The sequence below is a fragment of the Pseudomonas sp. Leaf434 genome, from assembly GCF_001425545.1.
Taxonomy (GTDB): domain Bacteria; phylum Pseudomonadota; class Gammaproteobacteria; order Pseudomonadales; family Pseudomonadaceae; genus Aquipseudomonas; species Aquipseudomonas siliginis.
In genome coordinates this window covers 478,215-496,978 of the sequence record NZ_LMQZ01000001.1, presented here as the reverse complement: position 1 = coordinate 496,978, position 18,764 = coordinate 478,215, and the positions used below count along the sequence as shown (strand labels likewise).

Genomic DNA, 18,764 nt, shown 5'->3' with positions numbered 1-18,764 from the left:
CTTTGAAATGACAAATGACCGGCATCGGCATCGGCAAAACGTTCTTCGCCTACCTGTTCACGGTCTGTTTTCAGAAATAAAAAAGCCCACATCGAAGTGGGCTTGGGTGACGCAGAACTGAGGTTTTTGATTTAGCTGGATGGACCGTTGACCAGTTCGCGAATGGCGACAAATGCTTCGTCAGCAGAGCTGCGCGCCAGATCCATGTTGCCCTTGGCTGCCTGGGCGCGAATCTGCGTTTTGGCCTTCAGTCGCAACGTACGCAGCGCCAACAGATGGTCGGTCAGTTGATCGGCCTTACTCAGAATCTGCCCGGCGGCCTGTTTGGCCGTGCGGCCTTTCGCGACCCACGCGGCGACTGAAAGCGGCACTTCCTTTTTCGGGTATCCGGCGTCGCTGAAAGCTCGAGCGTCTGCGGCTGCCTGTGCGTACTCCATGGCCTTGAGCGGGTCGCCTGCCAGTGCGATGCGAGCGTTGTCGGAGGTGGCGTCGACCTTGGCGCAAAGGCGTTCGGCTTCCTGCAGATCCAGAGCAATCTGCATATCTGCATTGAAAACCCAGTTCTGCCCATCCCACTCGTGCGCAGCCGACGGTTGCGGCAGGCGCAACTCACCGTCGCACTGATGAAGTTCCTGAATGACGATCATCGAATAAGCTCCCACGAGAATTGCACGTTCACCGCGTCGGAAAAGTTGATGGCAATGCCCACGCTGTAATCGGTGATTGGATGGGTTTTGATGCCCATGCTCAGCAATAGCTCATCGCTGTCGGCATTCGATTGGCCCAAGTTGTGTTCGGCCTGATAGCACTGCCACAGTGAGCGCAAATTGGCATGATCGAAACTCGCCGCCAACGTCGAAACCGTGACGTCATTGACGATGTTGTTGGTGAACAATACACACGGTGAAACCGTTGCCGGGTTCCACCCCCCCGGGTTGTTCGAACTGCCTGTCAGGATCGGCGACAGGAAGCAATAGTTGCCCCCTGCCCACCCGGTGGACGGAAAGGCGACTGAGGTGACCGCCGTCGAGGATGGCGTTGGGTTACCGGCGACGAGTCGTGCCGCACGCGCGTGGGGATCGAGCGGTAAAAATATTGCGCCTGTGCCGTTTACCGTTTGCGTCCAGGTCAAACGTGCGCGGTTGTATAGGGTCCGCACAACCGGCACCGAACCGGGTGCTCCGGTTATCACCCACGCCAGACACATGTCCAGAGACGTGGACTGAAAACCGCCGCCGGCAGCGCCGTTGACGGTCCCTTTGAGTGAGTCAGGCACGACGTCATGAATGCCACCGCGTTGGGTGTAGAACGTGAGTACCCCGGCGATAACTTGCGCTCGCAGAAAGTAATGGCTGCTGGGCAGCAAGTCGGCGCTGCTCCACGCCGTCGTCACGAAGGTGCGCGCACGCCCGAGTTGGCCGGCCACTACTTCCTGGCCAAGGCTAATAAAGGTTCCCGCTGCGATCGAAACCCGGCCACCACTGGTTGAGGCCGCAGCCGGACTGACCGGCAGACGTGCATCGGCGGTGGCAACTGTAGGCAAAGGCAAAGCAGCCAGCGGCAGCGCCAAATCCTGGTTCCAGCCCTTGGCCGTCACCGATTGAATCGCCTGCAACAACTGATCGTATTTCTTCTCGTCAGGCGTCAGGTCCGCCGCCTTGATCACGTTAAGAATTTCCTGCGTAACCCCGTTCCCCCAATCCGCCGGAATCAACGACCCCGGCGTCCCCATCAACGGGTTCTCATCAACAAACTTCCCATTCACCAACCCGGCGCTGGGCACACTCTTCGGATAATCCATCCCTCATCCCTCCCTAGTCATAATTGATGTGCACCTTGGTATGCGCCGGCGCGCTGCGGTGGATCAGGCATTCCAGCGCCGAGCCCGGGTTGACGCCGAAGCGCTCGCCCCAGTAGCTCGCGCCGTAACGGCGGCCGAGCAGCAGGCGGCCGCCGGTGTTGAGCGTCCACATGAACTGCGCTTCCCAAGTGCCCCAATGCGCCGAACCAAACCGGGCGCGGCCCATGCGTGGGGCTTCGTGTTCGGTGATGCTGGCGTTGGGGTAACCCTGGCTTTTGGCGATGTCGAGGTAGTAACCGACCGCCTGGCTGCCGACCGCGAGCAAGCGGCGGCGGACGGCGAGGCGGCGGTCGTCGAACAACGGCGTGGCGCCCAGGCACGGGTCGGGCAGGTTCATCACCCGCTCCCAGTCCGGCACCAGTTCGCTGACGCCGGCCGGGTCCATCTCGTTGAGCAGGTCGGCGGCGCGGGCGTCGAGGCGGGCCAGTTCGACGGCGACGCCTTGCAACACTTCTTCGAGTTCCGGCACCCGTTCCGGATCCCATGCCGGGCCACTGGGCAGCAAGGCGCGCAACTGCGCCCGGTATTGCGCGGCGGTTCTTATGCCCCCCATACGCAGCCTCCGAAGGTGAGTAGTTCGCTCTGCCCGGCCGGCACGTCAGCGGCTGGAGCAGTGAGCGTGTGATCGTATTCGCCGCCGGCGCTGCTGATCGCTTCGCGGATATGGCTGATCAGCAACGGCACGCCGAGGTCAGCCTCGCGGTTGTGCAGATCGCGCAGCTGCGCTTCAACGGCGGCGCGCACCGCGGTGGTGTCCGGATTGACGCTCTTGAAGCGATACACCACCGGCACTTGCACCGGTCGCTGCACGTGCACTTCCGCGGTCACCGGACGCAGCGGTTCGATGTACTCCTGAACCTCCGCCAACTGCTCATCGTTCGGCACCGGTTGCGGGTCTTCATCACGCATGATGAACACCGTCACCGTGCCCGGCCCGAGCAGGCCGCCCCGGCACCACGCCCGCGTCACACCCGGCACTTCCAGCGCCCAGGTTTCGTAGTCGCTGGCCGCGCCACCATGGGGAATCACGCGGTAGGAACGGATGACCCGCGAGCGCAGCGATTCGAGGCTTTCCCGCGCCACACCGCCGCTGAGGCCCGGCGCCAGCACCACGAAGCTGTTGCCGACAATCCCGGCAATCGGCTGCACCTGGGTCAGCGTCAAACCCGCATCAGCGTTGCCCAGACTGCCGGCCTCCAGCGCCGCAATCGTGGTGCTGTTGCTGCCATTGACCGTGGTGCGCGCCGTGGTGACTTTGTAGGTGCGGCCATCGTTCGCTTGCAGCAGAGTGTCGACGTCGAGCACGGCGCCGGGAGTGGCGGTAAAACTGACGCTGCCGGTAGCCACCTGCGCGGCTTTGCGCGGCTGATTCAGGCGCAGCGCGGCGATGCGTTCCAGGGTTGACTCATCGGCTTTGTCGGGCAGGATCTGCTCGGCAATCCAGTCGAGATAACCGTACAAGCCATAAGCGGCGCCGCCGAGGGTGCGGGCGAGCACTTGCGCATCGGACTGGCGCAGCGAATCGCCAGCCAGGTCGCTTTGGGTGCGCTTGATCAGCACCGGCAGCGAAGGGGTTTCAAACGGCATAGATCACCTGCCAACTGTTATCGGGGTTGATGTCCAGACGTTCGCCGTCGGCCAGCGTGAGGACCGTGCGCAGGTTCAGGCGCTGGGCATCGAGGCGTTCGCTGATGATGTCGATGGCGCTGCAGTGGCCGTCGTCGAGCAGCCATTGCAGGGCTTCGCGGGCATAGAACTCGGCGTCCATCTGCGTCTGCCGGGTCAGCTTGACCCGGCGCAGCAGCCACAGCCGCGAGCCGATGCGATCGTCGGCAACCGTGGGAAAACTGTCGCCCCACCAGCCGAAGCGTTCTTCGTCATCGAGGGTGTCGTCATCAGCGGCGCGACGCCAGGTGAACAGACTGATGAGCACGGCGCGGGTCAGTGCGGCGTGGAGGTTCTGGCTGATGAACATCACTGGCCTCCTGCCGGCGCGCCGGTCTGACCGTTGCCGGCCTGCACGCCTACATGCACGTGTTTGATCTGGCTGATGCCGCCAGCCAGTTGATCACCGGTGGAAACGATCTTGCCGGTCTGGTTTATCACCGGCGTGTCGAAGTTCACCGCGCTGCTGGCGCGGATGTTCAGCGTGGCGGTTTCGATGTCGATGATCCGCCCGCGCTTGAAATGAATTTTGTCGCCCTCGTCGGTGTAGATCGCCACTTCACCGGCAGCGAGCGCTTGCAGGCGATAGCGACGGTCGGCGATGACCAGGGCGATGGCGTGGGAACGGTCGCCGCCGATGAAGGTGACGACCCCTTCAGCGCCAGCCAACGGATGGCTGGTGAAACCGTAGGGTTCGAAGTGTTCGAGGTCGTCGTTGACTTCACCGGCGGTGAGGCGCATTTGCAGCGATTGCAGCTTGGTTGCCGAATTGGCGAGCACGACAGTGCCGCGCGCCAGCAGGCGTGTCAGTAGGCTCATGGGGTGTCCTTGAAAAGAGTCGCCCGAATGGGATCAGTGTGGGAGCGAGCCTGCTCGCGAACGCGGCGGGTCAGGCGCTGTGATGTTGAGGCTGGCGACGCTTTCGCGAGCAGGCTCGCTCCCACAGGGTTCGGGGTCAGGCTCAGGTTTTTTTCGGGGGCGTCGGATCAGGATCAAAGGTATGCGGCGGCGCCACTTGCAGCGTGGTCACCGAACCTTGCGCCGACAACGAATAAGTGACCTTGGAAATCAGCATGTCACCATCGAAATCGAGCACCGGATCCTTGACCTTCACTAGCGTGTTATGGCGCCACAAATCGCCATTGCTCTGCCGCCAGCCCTGCACCTGATAGGTGGTGGTCTGCGCACGGCCCATGCGAGTCGCGCTTTCCCATTGGGCACGCTGCTGCGCCAACTCAAAGGTCAGTTGCGTGCCTTCGTTGATCACCGTGGTGCGCCGCCGTTTGAAACTCAGGTCGGCCGCCGTCGACTCGACTTCGCTGACCGCCGCGCCGCTTTTCGCATCCGAGCCTTTCTGCTGGCCGATCACCCGATACTCGGAGAACACCTGGCTGAAATCCATTGGCGCACTGGCCGACAGGATGTTCTTGCCCAGCTCCAGCGCATCGCTGGCGCGTCCGCCGCTGCCGGGTTTGGCCAGCACCAACTGGCCCAGCTCGTTGTCGGTGGAAAACACCCGCAGGAGCGACAGCAATCGGTCGATCGACTGGAATGCCGTTTCACCCGGCACGATGGTGTGTTTGGTCAGGCGTGTGGTGTCGCTGATTTCATTGACGACCCACAGTCCATATTCGCTCGCCAGATCGCGGACGATAGTCAGCAAGGGTTGTTGCTGCCATTGGCTGGGCAGGTTACGGGCGGCGCAATCGACCAGATCCTGGGTCTTCGAACTGCCTTCGATGGTCAGGCTGATCTGCCGCCCGTCATAGCGGATCGGCGCCTTGAACACGTAACCGGTGAGCACCAGGTCCTTGCCGATTTTCACTTCACAGGGGTCACCGGGTTTAATCGGTTTGCTCACCGCCTGCCCCGGCCATTGCCAGGTAATGTCGAGCTTGAAGGTGCGGAACTGACGCTCGAGATCGGCGGTGATTTCGACGCTTTTCCAGCCGCCGTATTCCATGCCGTTAACCGTCAGTGTGACGTGGTTATCCAACTCGTCCATGGTTCACTCCCTGGAGACTTTCACATCGCTTTGCGGGAGGTACAACGGATTGGTCACGCCGTTGCGCTGCACGACTTCGGTGACTCGCGTGGCGTCGCCAAACTGTTTGTACGCTATGACCAGTGCCGGAAGGCTTTCCTGAAAGGATTTGCTGACCAGTCGCACGCCCGAGGATGCCACGGCCTTGAGGTGCGCAACCAAGGCATCCTGCACGTCACTGATGGCTTGATAGTGATCAGGATCGGCCTTGTTTTTCGCCCCTTGCAGCGCCTCCACCAAATCCTTTTGCAGCGCCTGCAAATCATCCGTGGCCGGAACTTCCGGGCGGGTGACTTGCTGATGGGCCTGCTGAGCAACGGTGGGCGTCGAAGGCAGTTGCAGCGCTCGGGTGGCCACTGGCATCGATGCGACCCACTGCGCCACTTTGACGATCAGCGTGTCCTGCACCAGATCGGCCATCGCTTGCGCTGCGGCATTGGTGTCCTTGCCGGTGGTGATCTTCGGCGCATCGGCCTTGCGAATCGCTTCGAGTTGCTGCGACACGTCGGCGATCACGCCCCGGTAGCCTTCCTTGGCAAACGCTTTAAGCTCCTTGATATCGCCGAGCAAGCCCTTGAATTCTGCCGCCACTTCCTTGGGCAGCTCCTTCACGGCCTTGACCAGTTCGGTGATCTGCCGATATTGCTCGATCAACGGTTTCAGTTGCTCCTTGATCACCTCGTAGACGCCGGTAAGGCTGTTGCGCAGGTTGGTGATGCCGATCCGCGCAGCCTTGATCAGCGTCATCGCCTGTTCGAAACGCGCCACCGCCGAACCCAGCAGACCGTCGGCTTTTGCCAGCAGCACTTTCTGTGTGCTGACCGTGGCTGTCGGAAACGGCAGCGGCTGATCGGGATAAAACTTCAAGGCGAACGTCACCAGCCCACCGTCCTGGCGAGTGTGGGTCATGTCGCATTCGCCGACCTTGACTTGCAGGCGTCCGAGCCACGGATGCACCAGCTCGCCACGACCCTGCTCCAGCGCCTTGAGCAGCTTGTCGCGCTGCTCCAGGCAATCGGGGCCGATGATGAACGCGGTCAGATCGTGGGTCTTGGCCTGCTGGCCGAGGTCCTCGAAAAAAGGCAGGTCGCGCTGCGGGTATTCATGCAACCGCCCTTTGCGACCGACCGGGGTTTTCGCCTGGTCGATCCAGAAACCGACACCGCGAAAGGATGCCGGCAACAACCGGTCACGCCAGTTCATTGGGAACCTCCCATCGACAGCGAGCGATAGCCGATGCGTGAAGACACGGCCAGGCCAGGTTGATTGGTTTGCGGTTGTTCGGTGCGCAGGCCGGCCGGCGCATTTTCGAAGCGCACGGTCAGACCGCCTTCGAGTTGCGTACGGTTGTTGGCGGCACTTTGCTGGATCAGCGCGCTGGAGGTTTGTGGCAACGAGCCGCTTTGCAGTGTGCCGTTGCCGACAGCTCCCGGGCTGGCAGCGAAGAACGCCGGCGCCAGCTCACCCTTGCCTTCGGCATTGGTCTCGCGTTGCGCTTGGGTCAGCGTTTCAACCTTGCCGGTGACCTTGGCGATCAGTCCGGCGAAGCCACCGTCGAACAACTCCTTGATCGGCGCAATGACGGTTTGCAGCTTTTGCCACAACTCGCCGAACCACTCGGTGATCGGCCCCCAACTCTCGATGATCTGATCCAGCGGTTTCCATTCGAACAGGCTGTGCAGAAAATCCACGACCGGCGCGGAAAGCGCCAACACGACGCCCCAGATCGCCGAAAAGACCTCACCGATCGGCTGCCAATACTGAGCAATCTGCTCCAGCGGCGACCACTCGAACAGGCTGGTGAAAAAGCCTCTGACCCGCTGCACAGACGTTTGCAGCGCCATCCAGATCGGTTCGAAGAACCCGACAATCCCACCCCAGGCGCTGGTGAGCATTTGCATCGGGAAAAAATCGAACAGTGCCCGCAAAGTATCCCGGGTGCTTTGCACAGCCGATTGCAGCGTCGTCAATATCGGCTGGAAATACGCAATAACGCCTCCCCAGGCGCTGGTGATCATCTGCATTGGCGAGAAGTCGAACAGCGACACGAGGAATTCTTTAGCCGGTAGCGCGACTTCTCGCAGGCCGCTGAACATCGGTTCGAAGAACGCGACAACACCACCCCACGCATCGGTAAGCATCTGCATCGGCGAGAAATCGAACAGGTTTCTAAGAAATGCCATCACCGGCACACTCAAGGCCTTGAGCAATTCCCAGATCGCCGAGAACAGGCCGGTCAGCGGCCCCCAGTTTTCAATGATCATCCCCGCAGGCGACCACGAGAAAACCGACTTGAAGAAGTCGATCACTGGCGCCGTCACGGCCATCACCTTGTCCCAGACTCCGGAGAAAAATGCCGTGACCGGTTCCCACAGCGCAGCCAGTGCCGCCAGCGGTCGCCAGTCGAGTACCGAGCGCAACGTCGCCATCGCACTCGCCCCGATGTTTTTCACGCCCTCCCACATCCCTGTGAAGAACGCGCTGATCGGCGTCCAGTTGGCCACGATCAAACCGGCCGCCACGGCAATGCCCATGGCGATCAGCATGATCGGGTTGGTCTTGAGCACCATGCTCATGACGTCCATCACCTGCGTCATACCGGTGACCGCGGTTTGCATAGCGGAGAAGGCAATTGCCCCCGCCGCCAGGCCTTCAACCAGTTTCGGGTTGTCGGCGAGCAGGCTGCCGACCTGCGTCAGCATCGGTTCCAGCCCGACCACCAAGGCCCCCACCGCCGGCACCAGCGCGGCGTCCACCGCCGCCGAAACCTTCTGCATCGACGCACTGAACACGTTCATGTTCTGCGTCGCTGCTGTCGGCGCGGCGGGCAGATCTACGGTTTTCGCCGTGTCGCTGACTTCGCTCAATTTGCCCTGGAACGCTGCGGCCGATTTGATGCCGTCTACAAACGGCGTGATCACGCTGCCGCCGTTGAACAGACCACTGATGTCCAGTTTGCCGAGGCCGGTCTGCTCGAGATTGTTTTTAAAACTCTCAACCTTCATGCGCAGGGCGCCCAGTTTGGGCGAGAGTTCATCGATGCCGGTGATCAGCACCGGTTTCGGGGTTTTCTTCTCTTCGTCTGCCATCACTGCACCTGCTGCATCGCATTGATCCGTTGCGCGTGCTCCAGCGATTCGCGGAGCACATCCAGTGGCCTGGCCATCATCTGTTCGGGGTCAACCTTCCAGAACCAGGCCAGGTCATAGGCGACGGCGATCAGGTCGGTGATGGCGCCGACGCCGCACTCATGAAAAAACTCGCAACGGCCCAGCTCAGCGCATTGAGGTCAGCCAGATCGAGCTGGTTGACCGACGACGGCGGAATGCCCGCGCACACGGCGATGTATTTGGCCGCCACGTCCATGTCGAGGCTGACTTCTTCGCTCTTGTCGATCTTGTACGGCAGCGCCTTGATCGCTCGCACTTCCTGCACCGTCGGACGACGCAGAACGAGTTCGGTCAGTGGCTCGCCGTGGGCTTCGATTGCTACTTGAAGCTTCACGGCGGCGCTCATTGCCAGGTCCCCTTGATGCCTTCGAATTTCAGTTCGATGGTGGCGTCGTCGCCCTTGGAAACTGGCTCCTCGACCAGATAGGCGCCGGCCAGCACGTAGACTTTGCCGTTGCTGAATTCGCAGGTGACGGTGATATCAGTGCCTTCGATCAGCTTCTTCAGCGGGAAGTCGGCGGTGTGCAGCGCGGTCACTTTGAACGACGGTGCGATGTCGGTTTCCTTGTAGAAACCGGGCACGACGGTTTCACGTTTGACGGCCATCAGCGGGGCTTCGCAGCCGCCATTGATGGTCAGTTGTGCGCCGTCGACCTTGACGTAGCAGGTGCCTGCAATCAGTTGACCCATGGTGTTTCTCCCTTCAAATAAAAGCCCACGCGAGGTGGGCTGAATGCTTAGCGCCGACGGCGCCGATCAGGCCGCGTCGTCGTACTGCAGACGGAACTGGTTGAGCAGTGCGAACACGCGCAGACCGTTGATGTAATCCGGCGGGAACAGCACGTTCACGCGGCTCGGGTCCTGCACGTCGCGCTCGACGATCAGGTGCTCGGCGAACAGCTCGGCATTCTCTACGTGGCCTTCGAGTTCGAGTTTGGCGTACTGCGCAATCAGCTCGCCGCGAATGGTCGCAGGCGTGACGATCGGCTGACCGGCGCCGAAACGGGTACCGTCGGAGGCCAGTTTGTGGCGGCCGTATTTGCTGGTGATCACGCTTTGCAGACGACGCACGATGAACGCCGACTGGTGCATGGTTTCGCTGTCCAGATAGGAGTTGTCGGCCTGGCCGTAGGCGTTCTTCTGGTAGGTGGTGATCGAGCGCTGGATGCGCACGTAACCGCCTTCGTAGTACGCGGTGGCGATGCCGTAGTTGAGCAGCGACTGACGCTCGGTCAGGGTGAAACGCTCGCTCGCCGGCGCCGGGTCGACGCCCGGCAGGCTGCCGCTTTGGGTCGGACGGCTGGCATCGGCGGAGATGAACACCGCCGTGCGTGCAGCCAGCGCGGCGGCCTGTACCCAAAACGGTTGCGGTACGCCCGGTTCCAGCGCCTGGATGGTCATGTGCTGATCGTTGCGCGCCTGGCCTGCGGCAACCAGCGTACCGACGGTGCCGCGCTTGGCGCTGTAGACGTGACCAAACAATTGCTTGGCCCACGACCAGCGCCCGGTGCTGTCGTCCATGACCGCTTGCCAGGTGTTGAGAGTGGCCAGATCGGACCACGGCAAGGCGATGAATTCGAAAGGCTCATCGCCCAATGCTGCGACGGCAGCGATCTGATCCGGTACACCGGCGCCGCCGGTCATGGCGGTAATTGCGCTGGTCAGGCCGGCCGGAGTTTCTTCGCCGTTGCTCTTGCCCAGGCGATTGAATTGCAGACTGATGTCGTTGCCGCTGTCGCCGGTCCATTTGGCGGTCAGGGTGACCACGCCTTCGGCAGTGGCTGCGCTGACTGGCAGGTCGGCAGTGGCGTTGATTTTCTGCGCCAGTGCGGTTGCCGCTTGAGCGGCGGTGGCGCCGTTGACCACGGTGGCTTGCACACGCACGCCGCCGACATACAGGTTGAGCATGCCCGCCTGAGTTGCGGTGCCGGTCAGGGTCAACACACCTTTGGCGATAGCGCCTTCAGTGTTGTGCAGCGGCAGGCACCAGATCTCGCCGATCGGGTCGGCCTTGCGGAAAGTCTCGTACATCGAAGCGAGCATCGAGCCCTGGCCGCCGATGCTTTTTGCCAGCGCCACGCTGGAAACCAGCACCAGTTTGCCGACTTCAGTCGGGGTAATATTGTCGTTGACCTGCGCGACGATCAAACGGCGCATGGCCGAAGTCGCGCTGTTGGCGGCCGAGTTGTCCATTTCGGCATAGAACAGCGGCACACGAATGTCCGCCGGGATGTTACTGAATCCGATCGCCATTATTTGGCTCCCTGTGGTTTAGCCGCTTTTGCGGTTTTGAGTGTGATATCGCCGTCGGCCAGACGCCGGCGCCACCAGGCGCTGTCCAGCACGTCACGGCCTGCAGCCGGCAACAGGTCGCCCGCCTCCGGGTCAGGTACGACACGGCCAGCGGCCGGCACTACGGTGATGCGGTTGCTCATGGGGTTACGTCTCCAGAGAAAGTCATTTCCACCCGGCCATCCGGACCCGGGCGTTGCAGGTTGGGGTCGGCCGGATCGATCGCATCGACCCGCACCGTCATCCCGGTAAAGGACGACAAAGCGTCCAGTTCGCGCTCGTGCCAACTCTCCGCAGGCTGACTTGGCAGATTGCGGCCGAGCTGGAACTCGGCATAAAAACGCAGCCGATAGAAGGCGCGGCTGCTGTTGATCGAGACCATCTCGCCGCCGTCGTAGACGATGGCGCTGTAGTCGGCATCGGGCTTGAATCCCACCAGCGCGCGCCACAGTTCGGCGCGCAGGTCGTGCAACCCATCCAGCGCTTTTGTCGCGTCGGTAGCGTCAAGGGCCAGGACGATTTCAAAGCGGTCGCGGATTGGTTGGGTGGTGAGGTTTTGTGTGTTGCTGTTGCTGGCCAGATCGGCGATTGCCAGCACGTGGGCCGAAGGTGTTGGCAGATCCGGGTTGCCTTGCAGCAACGCCAGATCGACACCCACCGAAATGTGATTGGCAAGCCCAGGGCATTGCCCACGCAGTTGCGTGAGGATCGGGGTGATCTTCATGGGGGGGTTCCGAAGTAAGAGAAATTACAGTGAACGCCGCAGTCCCTGTGGGAGCGAGCCTGCTCGCGAATGCGGTCGATCAGTCACATCGATGCTGAAGCTGACGTCCCTTTCGCGAGCAGGCTCGCTCCCACAGGAATAAGCACTCGGTTCAGGATTACTGTTCCGCCTTCGGGTCCAGGCACGACGCATCAATCAGGCAGCGATAGCTGTTCTCGCGACTGCCGCTGGCGGTGACCTTGTCGATCGACCAGCGTCCGCGCATGAAGTCCGGCCAGCTCTCATCGAGCAATACCAGCCCTTCGGCCGCGAGCCGTGGATCCCCCGGGCAAGTGATTTTCACTTTGTATTTCTGCCGCAACATCTTGCGTACTTCGCCCTCGCCAACTGCGATGGCATCCGCTTCGCTGGGCTGCTTCTGGCGCACCGTCTTGAACGGCGCTACGCCAGTCTCGATCCAACGCAACACCCCGGCCGCCGCATCCCAGAAACAGGTCTTGCAGCCCTTGACCTGCTCGCGGGCCGATTCTTCCAGCGTGGCGCTGATGAATGCGTGATCGCCGGGACGATTGTTGTGGGTAACCGACAGCGTCACGTCCGGCAGAATCTGCCCCGACAACGACTTGGTCTGCCCGGGCCGCGCAAGCACATAGACATCGCCGTAAGGCTTGGCGACGACGTTGTATTTTTTCGCCAGACGCGTGACAAACCCCATGTCGGTCTCGTTGGACTGGTCGATGTGCTCGATGCGTATCAACGAAATCTCAGGCGCGACCCGTGGCGAAAATCCGTGCAGCTCCACCAGCTTGCGAAATAAACCACCCAGCGTCGTTGGCCCATGACTGGCGGTGCGGCGCTGCTTGAAGCCGGTTTCATCATCCTTGCTGAATGGCGCCGCAGTGGCCACCAGGGTGAGGCGAAACGGAAACAGTGTCGGCGTCAGACGCGTCACTTTGAACAGGCCTTTATCGACCATTGCGGTTTCTCGATAACCGACTTGCAGGCCAATCTTGCCGCCCAGATTCGGCAACCCCTCAAGCCCCTCCAGATCGATAGTCAACGTCAGTTGATCGGACTCGAAACCGGCGGCGTCGATGTGCTCCCAACTGATCAGGCGCTGATTGAGCAGGGCCGCGTTGGCCCCGTAGATATTCACTGCCGGCGTAAATCCCAGTGCCATTCAACCTCCTTAATCCCACGCCGTCGCTGCTTTGACCACGGCGGGTTTCACATCCAGTTCCGGTAGCACGATCCAGACGCCGGCGGGCAGAATCGGCCCGTGTTCGGCCAGGGTCGGGTTGAGCTTCCACAGCACTTCTTCGGCAGCGTCATCACTGCGCCCGGTTTCGCGGTAGAGCAGCAGATTCACCGAATCACCGGCCACACTTCGTGCTTTACGCATTGTTGAACTCCGCTAGTTCGATGACCCAATCGACTACCATCGCCGTACCGTCATCGATGATCTGGGTCTGGGTTTCCTGAACGCTGCTGATCCGCCACAGGCCCCAGTTTCGACCAATCCCGTCGATCAACGGCAGCGGGATACGCAGCGCCTGCAAAGCTCGCAATTCATCGAGCCGATCCATGGCTACGGCGTACATCGACTTGCCGGTAATGGTCAGGGTTTCCGGTTTCTGTCCGGTCTGGCTGGACTTGGGTTTGCTGGTGAGGATCTGTATCTCGGTCCAGCCGCCGTCAGACTTGCGCAGCAACTGGTGGTACGCAAAGTTGCGCGACAGGCCGAAGATGAAACTGCCCAATGCCATTTGCTGTTTCATCAGGCGACTCCATCGGTCAGGGCCGCGTCGCGGCGGGTGGCAAGGGGGTTGTTGGTGAGCAGCGGGGTCATTTGCATGAACTGGTTTTGCAGATGCTGCGCGACCAACATACCGATCTTGTCCGAGCTGCCGGGGTCGCTGCAGTAGACCTGGACCGAAGGTGCGTAGGTCACGTGCTGGTCAGACGCATGGGCGCTCGCCAGATCCTTGCTCACTTGGGCGGGCGCAGAAAGCGTGTCAGGCGCGGTGATAGCAAGTCTTTCACTCAAAGCAGTTTGCGCGTTTCTGCTCGATGCCGGAATCGCCTGCGAAATAGCCTCCAGAGAAACCGTCGATGGCCCGAGGTGCGGCGTATCGACCAATGATGCTCGTTCGCCAATTGCCATTTCCGCACCGGCCGCAGGAGCCAGACTGGCAATCCCTGTCACCGGCTTGTCCGCTGCGAGCCTCGATGCAGAATCTGCTGTTGACGAAAGATCGGGGGGATTCGCCAGGGCGCTACCAGGTATCCGTTTGCGCAACCGGTCTTTCGCCTCATCGACACCGGCGTCCAACACAAGATCGAATAGCTTTTTCAGGGCTGAACCCAAAACAATGACCCCCGCCGTGATCGTCGGATGGTCCTCAGCGAATTCACTCATCCTGTCGATGCCGGCACCGGCAACGCTCAGCACTTCAGGAGAGGGCGCCACCGCCTGGGCGCTGGCGATAGCCAAGCGCTCGTTTCGAGCAGTCTGAGCATTCCACTGTCCTTGCGGGGAATTGGAGCGTGCCAGTGCAGACTGGCGCACCGAACTCCGCTCACCGATCACCGAAGTCGCGTACTGACTTTTGTCCTTTACTTGCGAAAAGGCCTCGTTGACATCGCCCGGATTCTGCGCCAACAACTGCACCGCATTGGCGCTGTCAGCACACAGGCTTCGCGCCAGCGTGGCGCGTTGTTCGACAGGTTTTGCGTGCAGCGCGGCAAGCACCGAGAGCAGCGCACCCTGGGCATTCTGCTTGTCGGGGTCATGCATTGCAGCGGTCACGGCAGCAGGATCAAGTCCCAACTGCTTCCAGGCGCCACGTTCTGCGGCGGAGACGCTGTCACCTTTGCCCAAGGCAGCTGAAAGGCTTTTCAACGCCTGCCCGGCATCGTCTTTGCCCGTTCCGCTGCGGAGCAAGGCTGCCGACAGCGCTGCGGCCTGCTGGGGCTGCAAGCCTGCTGTGAGCGCCGCCTCGCCTGATTGCTTGAGTACGGCGCCGATGTCGGCGGACTTGACGCCACCCGGCATTTTGCCGAGCAGGTGTGTCGCATCCGCGAGGTCAAACGCCTGATCGCGAGTGAGCTTCATCGAGGTGCGCCACACCGTCATCATCTCGGCGACTTCCATCGCTGGGATTTTGAGTGCCGACGCTACGACCGCAGCGTCGCTGGCGAAGTTGAGCAGCTCAAAAGACTTGTCCGACGCGTTGGTCAGCTCATTGCCAATTCCTGAGTCGGCGGCCAGCGTTGCAACCTTGATCAGTTCGATACCGCTGGTGCCTCCCGCCGCCACCATCGGCTTACTGGCCATGATCAAGCTCGACAGTGCGATTTCGTTGGCCTGCACTGGCGTCAATTGTGCCGCGCTACCCAGATCGGCCGCCGCCGAATAAAAGTCAATCGCCGGCCTCACACTTTCTGGTGCCTTGGTCCGCTCGGCGGCCTCATCCGGCGCTGCCGACGCGCTGGTGGCTTCACCGTTCGCGGTGGAACTCAACGAGAGCATCCGCAAGTTGGACAATGCCAATCGCAATGAATCGATCGCTGTCGTCAACGCATCGATCCTGATACTTGCGGTGACGAGCGCCTGACTCAGCTGGGGATATTGATCGCCGATGATCGGTCCGGGGCCGGGGTTTGCCGCAGCCATGTTCAAGCGGATATCACCGGTTGCTGCGCCCCCCCGCTCATCGGCATTCATTGGCGCAAATTTGCTCTCTGCCATGCCGCTCTACTCCTGTTTCACGCCAAGGCGAGTGATCGCTATGTCGTAGCGGCGCAACGCCTTTTCGGCGTCCCATTCCAGAATCTCCGCTTCACTTACCGGGTAAATGAGCGGGACGATATCGAGGATTACTTCGATGTCGCGTTCCGAAAGTAGGCCGCCGGCTGGTTTAAAAAATCGTCGATGCGCACCTGCAATTGCGTCCAGTCCGGGACGGTCAGGTGGGCCAGATCGGGGATCATCAGGCCGGTGCAGTGGGCGGTGATGAATTCGGCGCGTTCCTTGGCCGTTTTCAGTTTCTTCATCACTTTGGTGGCGCGCAGCACGGGCATTTCCAGGCTCAGCGAAGTCACGGTGCGACCGGTCACGGCGAGCGGTTGCAGCAATTGCACCTGATCGGGATCGCCGGCTTTCTCAGCGTCCTCGAGCTGGTCGAGAAAGTACGTACTCGGCCGGGTCGACATCTCATGGACGTACTGGGCGATGCTCACGTAGTCCGGACGTTTGAGTTGATCGAGCTCTTTCACCGACAGGCCGGTGGCGAGCAGCGCCAGCTCGAAGAACTGATCGTCTTCGTCATCGCCGGCGCGTTCCAGCGCATCTTTCTGTGCGGCGTAGAACAGCGGTTTGAGCTGGATCGATTCGATCTGCGAGCCATCGTCGCCGGTGATCGGCGACAGCAGTTCGTGTTGGGGTGGCATCCACGGCATGTATGAATTCCTTGGAGATTCGTTTGGTTCCACTGTGGGAGCGAGCCTGCTCGCAAAGGCTTTGGCACATTCGAAATTGATGTAACTGAACGACCGCTTTCGCGAGCAGGCTCGCTCCCACAGGGTTTTGTGATTTGCCGGTAAACCGGGGTTTACGGCATCAACACCGCGCGCCGTGCATCACCGAGGATGTCGACGCCGTTGAGCACGAACTTCTGCGTGCGCACGTCGATGTCGATCACCGGCACGCCGTTTTCCAGGCGGTTGTAGGTGCGGCAGGACAGTTCCAGATTGGTCTTGGGTTTCTCGCCCATTTTCACCGCGGTTTCCTCAAGGGACTTCAGCTGGCCGCCGACGGTGTGGTAGGTGAACCAGGTATTGCCGTCCTGATCCTGACCGGCTTCACGCACGTTGAGCAGGATGTCGTCGCCCAGCTTCACGCCCAGCGCCAGCAGCACCTCGGCGCCGAGGCCTTGCAGGGTCAGCTTGGCGCCGAGCGCTTTGCCGCCCTTGGCCATTTCTTCGACGATAAAGCGTCCGCCGCGCATCTCTTCCATGTCGAATTCGATTTTCGGCGGGGTGAATTCCTCAACGGTCGCCGACAACGGCAGGCCTTGCAGGGTGGCCGCGATGGCCTGTCTTACGCGGTTGGTAAACATTAGAGAACGTCCTCCAGGAACTGCTCGATGATTTCATCGCGGGCGTTGAGTTGATAAACCATGTGTTCGTTCGGCGCGTAGCGGCCGTAGTCGATGACCACGTACCAGGTGCCGTTCTTGTACTTCTCGACGCTGTTGAGTTCCGGGTGCAGATACACGCTGCCGCCAGGAATGGTTTCGTCGGCGACCAGGGTCTGCAGCCAGTCGTTGATGCGCTTGACCTCCTGATCCATGAAGGATTTGGTGAGGTTCTTGGCCATGGCTTTCTGACCGGCCTTGACCAGCTTGCGGCTGATCGCATCTTCGAGGCCGACGTAGCTGATGAACTTGCCGGTGATCGAGCGGTTACCCAGCAGCGAGAAGCCGCCAAGCACGGTGCGGGCGTAGTAGCTGACGCCGTAACGGTTGAGCAGATCGCCTTCGGTGGACGTGTCGAGGATGTTGTACTCGACGACCCGCGAAACGTCTTCGGCGAAGGTCACCTGGTTGCCCGGGCTCTCCCACTGCTTGACCTTGGCCAGCGCGGCAATCGCCAGACTGGAGGGCGACAGGAAGACGTTTTTCTTCGCCGCTTTCGAATACACGGCGGGCATGTTGTGCACCACCAGGCAACGGTCGAAACCGAGTTCGGCGCCGCCGAGTTCCTGGCTGTACAGCACCTGATCGGACACCGACACATCCTTGCCGTCCAGCACCACACGGGCCTTGATGCGCTTGCCGAACGCGGCGAACTCGCCGGCCACCGCTTTAGTGCCGGTGAAGCCCGGCGCGCCGATGATGGTCAGGTCTTCCGGGACACTGCCCAGCGCCGCCAGACCGAGCTTGCGGCCAGTGGCCGGCTCGACACCGCCGATCACATTGTTGACCGTGTCGGCCGGCGTCGCGCCTGCTTCGACGATGACTACGTACACCGGCACCTTGACCACTTTGAGGATCTGGTAGACCGCGTGATACAGCGTGCCCTCTTCCGAACCGGTCGGATCGAGCAACGCGTGGGTGGTGAAGCTGTTGATGCGGAACGGCGCGTTACGCGGAATCAGCGGATCGGCTTTCGGCGCAGTGCCGACCAGACCGATGACGTTGTCACCCAGGCCACCCATGGCCTCGGGGGATTCGGTGGCATTGACGGTAATGCCGTTGTGCTCGAAGTTCAGAACCTCAGCCATGTTCAGTCAGCCTTCTTGGCAGCGGCCTTTTTGGCCTGGGTGATAGGGGTTTTCGGCTCAAGTCGCCCGGCAAAGTGCAAGGCACTGGCCTCGACATCGAGCAGATCGAGTTCTTGACCGACGCTCGACCAATGCCCACCGCCGGTGGGGAATGGGACGAGCACGGTGTAGGTTTGGCGGGTTGCCATTTTTCGTTTCTCCATAAACGGGAAAGCCCCTCGGGAGGGAGGGGCTTTGGCGGGTGTTGAATGTTTTAAGCGGACAAGAAAACGCCCCGGTATTCGGGGCGTTTACCTAGGCTGCACAGCGATCCAAGAGGGCACGACCGGACGTGCGTCTGCCGATGGAAAATCTGCCGACTGAGGCCAGTCGCGCAAGTCGCGAATGTAGATCAACAGTTCGCTGAATAGCTCAGTCGTGAGCGATGGTGTCAGGTTCAGATCCAGTTGGTCCCGATGGCGCTCACGCAACCAAAGAACACTATCGATCTGTTGGTCTCGCCAACTGCGTTCCTGCTTTGCTCTTTCTTCCGAAGTCAATTCCGGCGGATCAATCAAGATCGGCAGTCCGCTCTCATCCACACTACGAATTTTTCCGAGCATGGGGCTGGCGAAGACTTCCTGATAGAGCGCGTCACTGATTTGAATCACGTCATCCGGCATCACCGAATGCACACGGTCCAGATAAGTGCAGTCTGTTGACTTGCTGTAATACCGCATTTT

The 18,764-nt window shown here is 61.0% G+C and carries 23 protein-coding genes; all 23 read right to left on the bottom strand.

Annotated features, from left to right (window positions below; translation table 11 throughout):
• Window positions 1-131 precede the first annotated feature (131 nt).
• The gene (locus ASG55_RS02175; protein ID WP_056783287.1) at window positions 132-647 is read right to left on the bottom strand and encodes a hypothetical protein; all 516 of its coding nucleotides are present in this window, start codon (window positions 645-647) and stop codon (window positions 132-134) included.
• The gene (locus ASG55_RS02170) at window positions 644-1,801 is read right to left on the bottom strand and encodes a hypothetical protein (protein WP_056783285.1); all 1,158 of its coding nucleotides are present in this window, start codon (window positions 1,799-1,801) and stop codon (window positions 644-646) included. The genes ASG55_RS02175 and ASG55_RS02170 overlap by 4 nt, the downstream gene beginning before the upstream one ends.
• Window positions 1,802-1,814: 13 nt before the next feature.
• Window positions 1,815-2,414 carry a YmfQ family protein gene (locus ASG55_RS02165; protein WP_056783283.1) on the bottom strand — a complete coding sequence of 200 codons (600 nt, stop codon included), beginning with the start codon at window positions 2,412-2,414 and terminating at the stop codon, window positions 1,815-1,817.
• Window positions 2,402-3,448: a baseplate J/gp47 family protein gene (locus ASG55_RS02160; protein WP_056783281.1), complete on the bottom strand. Its 1,047-nt coding sequence runs from the start codon at window positions 3,446-3,448 to the stop codon at window positions 2,402-2,404. The genes ASG55_RS02165 and ASG55_RS02160 overlap by 13 nt, the downstream gene beginning before the upstream one ends.
• On the bottom strand, window positions 3,438-3,836 hold the full coding sequence (locus tag ASG55_RS02155) for a phage GP46 family protein (protein ID WP_056783279.1): 399 nt from the start codon (window positions 3,834-3,836) through the stop codon (window positions 3,438-3,440). Before ASG55_RS02155 ends, ASG55_RS02160 begins: the two co-directional genes overlap by 11 nt.
• Window positions 3,836-4,345, bottom strand: coding sequence for a phage baseplate assembly protein V (locus tag ASG55_RS02150; protein ID WP_056783277.1), 510 nt, complete (start codon window positions 4,343-4,345; stop codon window positions 3,836-3,838). The genes ASG55_RS02155 and ASG55_RS02150 overlap by 1 nt, the downstream gene beginning before the upstream one ends.
• Before the next feature lie 142 nt (window positions 4,346-4,487).
• On the bottom strand, window positions 4,488-5,531 hold the full coding sequence (locus tag ASG55_RS02145; protein ID WP_056783274.1) for a phage baseplate assembly protein: 1,044 nt from the start codon (window positions 5,529-5,531) through the stop codon (window positions 4,488-4,490).
• 3 nt (window positions 5,532-5,534) lie between these two features.
• Window positions 5,535-6,773: a DNA circularization protein gene (locus tag ASG55_RS02140; protein ID WP_056783272.1), complete on the bottom strand. Its 1,239-nt coding sequence runs from the start codon at window positions 6,771-6,773 to the stop codon at window positions 5,535-5,537.
• On the bottom strand, window positions 6,770-8,659 hold the full coding sequence (locus ASG55_RS02135) for a hypothetical protein (RefSeq protein WP_056783270.1): 1,890 nt from the start codon (window positions 8,657-8,659) through the stop codon (window positions 6,770-6,772). The genes ASG55_RS02140 and ASG55_RS02135 overlap by 4 nt, the downstream gene beginning before the upstream one ends.
• 130 nt (window positions 8,660-8,789) lie before the next feature.
• On the bottom strand, window positions 8,790-9,086 hold the full coding sequence (locus tag ASG55_RS02130; protein ID WP_024011858.1) for a phage tail assembly protein: 297 nt from the start codon (window positions 9,084-9,086) through the stop codon (window positions 8,790-8,792).
• On the bottom strand, window positions 9,083-9,430 hold the full coding sequence (locus ASG55_RS02125; RefSeq protein WP_007908779.1) for a phage tail tube protein: 348 nt from the start codon (window positions 9,428-9,430) through the stop codon (window positions 9,083-9,085). Before ASG55_RS02125 ends, ASG55_RS02130 begins: the two co-directional genes overlap by 4 nt.
• 66 nt (window positions 9,431-9,496) lie before the next feature.
• Window positions 9,497-10,993 carry a phage tail sheath subtilisin-like domain-containing protein gene (locus tag ASG55_RS02120; protein WP_056783268.1) on the bottom strand — a complete coding sequence of 499 codons (1,497 nt, stop codon included), beginning with the start codon at window positions 10,991-10,993 and terminating at the stop codon, window positions 9,497-9,499.
• A complete protein-coding gene (locus ASG55_RS02115; RefSeq protein WP_016771429.1) occupies window positions 10,993-11,175 on the bottom strand; it encodes a DUF2635 domain-containing protein in 183 nt (60 codons plus the stop codon). The genes ASG55_RS02120 and ASG55_RS02115 overlap by 1 nt, the downstream gene beginning before the upstream one ends.
• On the bottom strand, window positions 11,172-11,756 hold the full coding sequence (locus ASG55_RS02110) for a phage tail terminator protein (RefSeq protein WP_056783266.1): 585 nt from the start codon (window positions 11,754-11,756) through the stop codon (window positions 11,172-11,174). The genes ASG55_RS02115 and ASG55_RS02110 overlap by 4 nt, the downstream gene beginning before the upstream one ends.
• Before the next feature lie 157 nt (window positions 11,757-11,913).
• Window positions 11,914-12,936: a phage tail protein gene (locus ASG55_RS02105; protein WP_056783265.1), complete on the bottom strand. Its 1,023-nt coding sequence runs from the start codon at window positions 12,934-12,936 to the stop codon at window positions 11,914-11,916.
• A gap of 9 nt (window positions 12,937-12,945) precedes the next feature.
• Window positions 12,946-13,158 (bottom strand): tail protein X, encoded by a 213-nt coding sequence (locus ASG55_RS02100; RefSeq protein ID WP_056783262.1) that lies wholly within the window; start codon window positions 13,156-13,158, stop codon window positions 12,946-12,948.
• On the bottom strand, window positions 13,151-13,534 hold the full coding sequence (locus tag ASG55_RS02095) for a phage tail protein (protein WP_041478101.1): 384 nt from the start codon (window positions 13,532-13,534) through the stop codon (window positions 13,151-13,153). The genes ASG55_RS02100 and ASG55_RS02095 overlap by 8 nt, the downstream gene beginning before the upstream one ends.
• The gene (locus tag ASG55_RS02090; protein WP_056783260.1) at window positions 13,534-15,507 is read right to left on the bottom strand and encodes a phage tail tape measure protein; all 1,974 of its coding nucleotides are present in this window, start codon (window positions 15,505-15,507) and stop codon (window positions 13,534-13,536) included. The genes ASG55_RS02095 and ASG55_RS02090 overlap by 1 nt, the downstream gene beginning before the upstream one ends.
• A gap of 128 nt (window positions 15,508-15,635) precedes the next feature.
• Window positions 15,636-16,217 carry a phage tail assembly protein gene (locus tag ASG55_RS02085; protein WP_056783259.1) on the bottom strand — a complete coding sequence of 194 codons (582 nt, stop codon included), beginning with the start codon at window positions 16,215-16,217 and terminating at the stop codon, window positions 15,636-15,638.
• A 152-nt stretch (window positions 16,218-16,369) separates the two neighbouring features.
• Window positions 16,370-16,876 carry a phage major tail tube protein gene (locus tag ASG55_RS02080; RefSeq protein WP_039762530.1) on the bottom strand — a complete coding sequence of 169 codons (507 nt, stop codon included), beginning with the start codon at window positions 16,874-16,876 and terminating at the stop codon, window positions 16,370-16,372.
• The gene (locus tag ASG55_RS02075) at window positions 16,876-18,042 is read right to left on the bottom strand and encodes a hypothetical protein (RefSeq protein ID WP_056783254.1); all 1,167 of its coding nucleotides are present in this window, start codon (window positions 18,040-18,042) and stop codon (window positions 16,876-16,878) included. The genes ASG55_RS02080 and ASG55_RS02075 overlap by 1 nt, the downstream gene beginning before the upstream one ends.
• A 2-nt stretch (window positions 18,043-18,044) precedes the next feature.
• Window positions 18,045-18,230: a hypothetical protein gene (locus ASG55_RS02070; RefSeq protein WP_039762525.1), complete on the bottom strand. Its 186-nt coding sequence runs from the start codon at window positions 18,228-18,230 to the stop codon at window positions 18,045-18,047.
• Between the two features lie 102 nt (window positions 18,231-18,332).
• Window positions 18,333-18,761 (bottom strand): phage tail assembly chaperone, encoded by a 429-nt coding sequence (locus tag ASG55_RS02065; protein WP_056783252.1) that lies wholly within the window; start codon window positions 18,759-18,761, stop codon window positions 18,333-18,335.
• Between the last annotated feature and the right edge of the window lie 3 nt (window positions 18,762-18,764).

Coding starts and splice junctions, on each gene's coding strand:
- ASG55_RS02120 (WP_056783268.1), bottom strand. CDS start 10,993: ATGGCGATCGGATTCAGTAACATCCCGGCGGACATTCGTGTGCCGCTG.
- ASG55_RS02095 (WP_041478101.1), bottom strand. CDS start 13,534: ATGAAACAGCAAATGGCATTGGGCAGTTTCATCTTCGGCCTGTCGCGC.
- ASG55_RS02170 (WP_056783285.1), bottom strand. CDS start 1,801: ATGGATTATCCGAAGAGTGTGCCCAGCGCCGGGTTGGTGAATGGGAAG.
- ASG55_RS02150 (WP_056783277.1), bottom strand. CDS start 4,345: ATGAGCCTACTGACACGCCTGCTGGCGCGCGGCACTGTCGTGCTCGCC.
- ASG55_RS02100 (WP_056783262.1), bottom strand. CDS start 13,158: ATGCGTAAAGCACGAAGTGTGGCCGGTGATTCGGTGAATCTGCTGCTC.
- ASG55_RS02085 (WP_056783259.1), bottom strand. CDS start 16,217: ATGCCGTGGATGCCACCCCAACACGAACTGCTGTCGCCGATCACCGGC.
- ASG55_RS02075 (WP_056783254.1), bottom strand. CDS start 18,042: ATGGCTGAGGTTCTGAACTTCGAGCACAACGGCATTACCGTCAATGCC.
- ASG55_RS02135 (WP_056783270.1), bottom strand. CDS start 8,659: ATGGCAGACGAAGAGAAGAAAACCCCGAAACCGGTGCTGATCACCGGC.
- ASG55_RS02110 (WP_056783266.1), bottom strand. CDS start 11,756: ATGAAGATCACCCCGATCCTCACGCAACTGCGTGGGCAATGCCCTGGG.
- ASG55_RS02080 (WP_039762530.1), bottom strand. CDS start 16,876: ATGTTTACCAACCGCGTAAGACAGGCCATCGCGGCCACCCTGCAAGGC.
- ASG55_RS02065 (WP_056783252.1), bottom strand. CDS start 18,761: ATGCGGTATTACAGCAAGTCAACAGACTGCACTTATCTGGACCGTGTG.
- ASG55_RS02115 (WP_016771429.1), bottom strand. CDS start 11,175: ATGAGCAACCGCATCACCGTAGTGCCGGCCGCTGGCCGTGTCGTACCT.
- ASG55_RS02155 (WP_056783279.1), bottom strand. CDS start 3,836: ATGTTCATCAGCCAGAACCTCCACGCCGCACTGACCCGCGCCGTGCTC.
- ASG55_RS02105 (WP_056783265.1), bottom strand. CDS start 12,936: ATGGCACTGGGATTTACGCCGGCAGTGAATATCTACGGGGCCAACGCG.
- ASG55_RS02160 (WP_056783281.1), bottom strand. CDS start 3,448: ATGCCGTTTGAAACCCCTTCGCTGCCGGTGCTGATCAAGCGCACCCAA.
- ASG55_RS02130 (WP_024011858.1), bottom strand. CDS start 9,086: ATGAGCGCCGCCGTGAAGCTTCAAGTAGCAATCGAAGCCCACGGCGAG.
- ASG55_RS02140 (WP_056783272.1), bottom strand. CDS start 6,773: ATGAACTGGCGTGACCGGTTGTTGCCGGCATCCTTTCGCGGTGTCGGT.
- ASG55_RS02165 (WP_056783283.1), bottom strand. CDS start 2,414: ATGGGGGGCATAAGAACCGCCGCGCAATACCGGGCGCAGTTGCGCGCC.
- ASG55_RS02125 (WP_007908779.1), bottom strand. CDS start 9,430: ATGGGTCAACTGATTGCAGGCACCTGCTACGTCAAGGTCGACGGCGCA.
- ASG55_RS02145 (WP_056783274.1), bottom strand. CDS start 5,531: ATGGACGAGTTGGATAACCACGTCACACTGACGGTTAACGGCATGGAA.
- ASG55_RS02090 (WP_056783260.1), bottom strand. CDS start 15,507: ATGGCAGAGAGCAAATTTGCGCCAATGAATGCCGATGAGCGGGGGGGC.
- ASG55_RS02070 (WP_039762525.1), bottom strand. CDS start 18,230: ATGGCAACCCGCCAAACCTACACCGTGCTCGTCCCATTCCCCACCGGC.
- ASG55_RS02175 (WP_056783287.1), bottom strand. CDS start 647: ATGATCGTCATTCAGGAACTTCATCAGTGCGACGGTGAGTTGCGCCTG.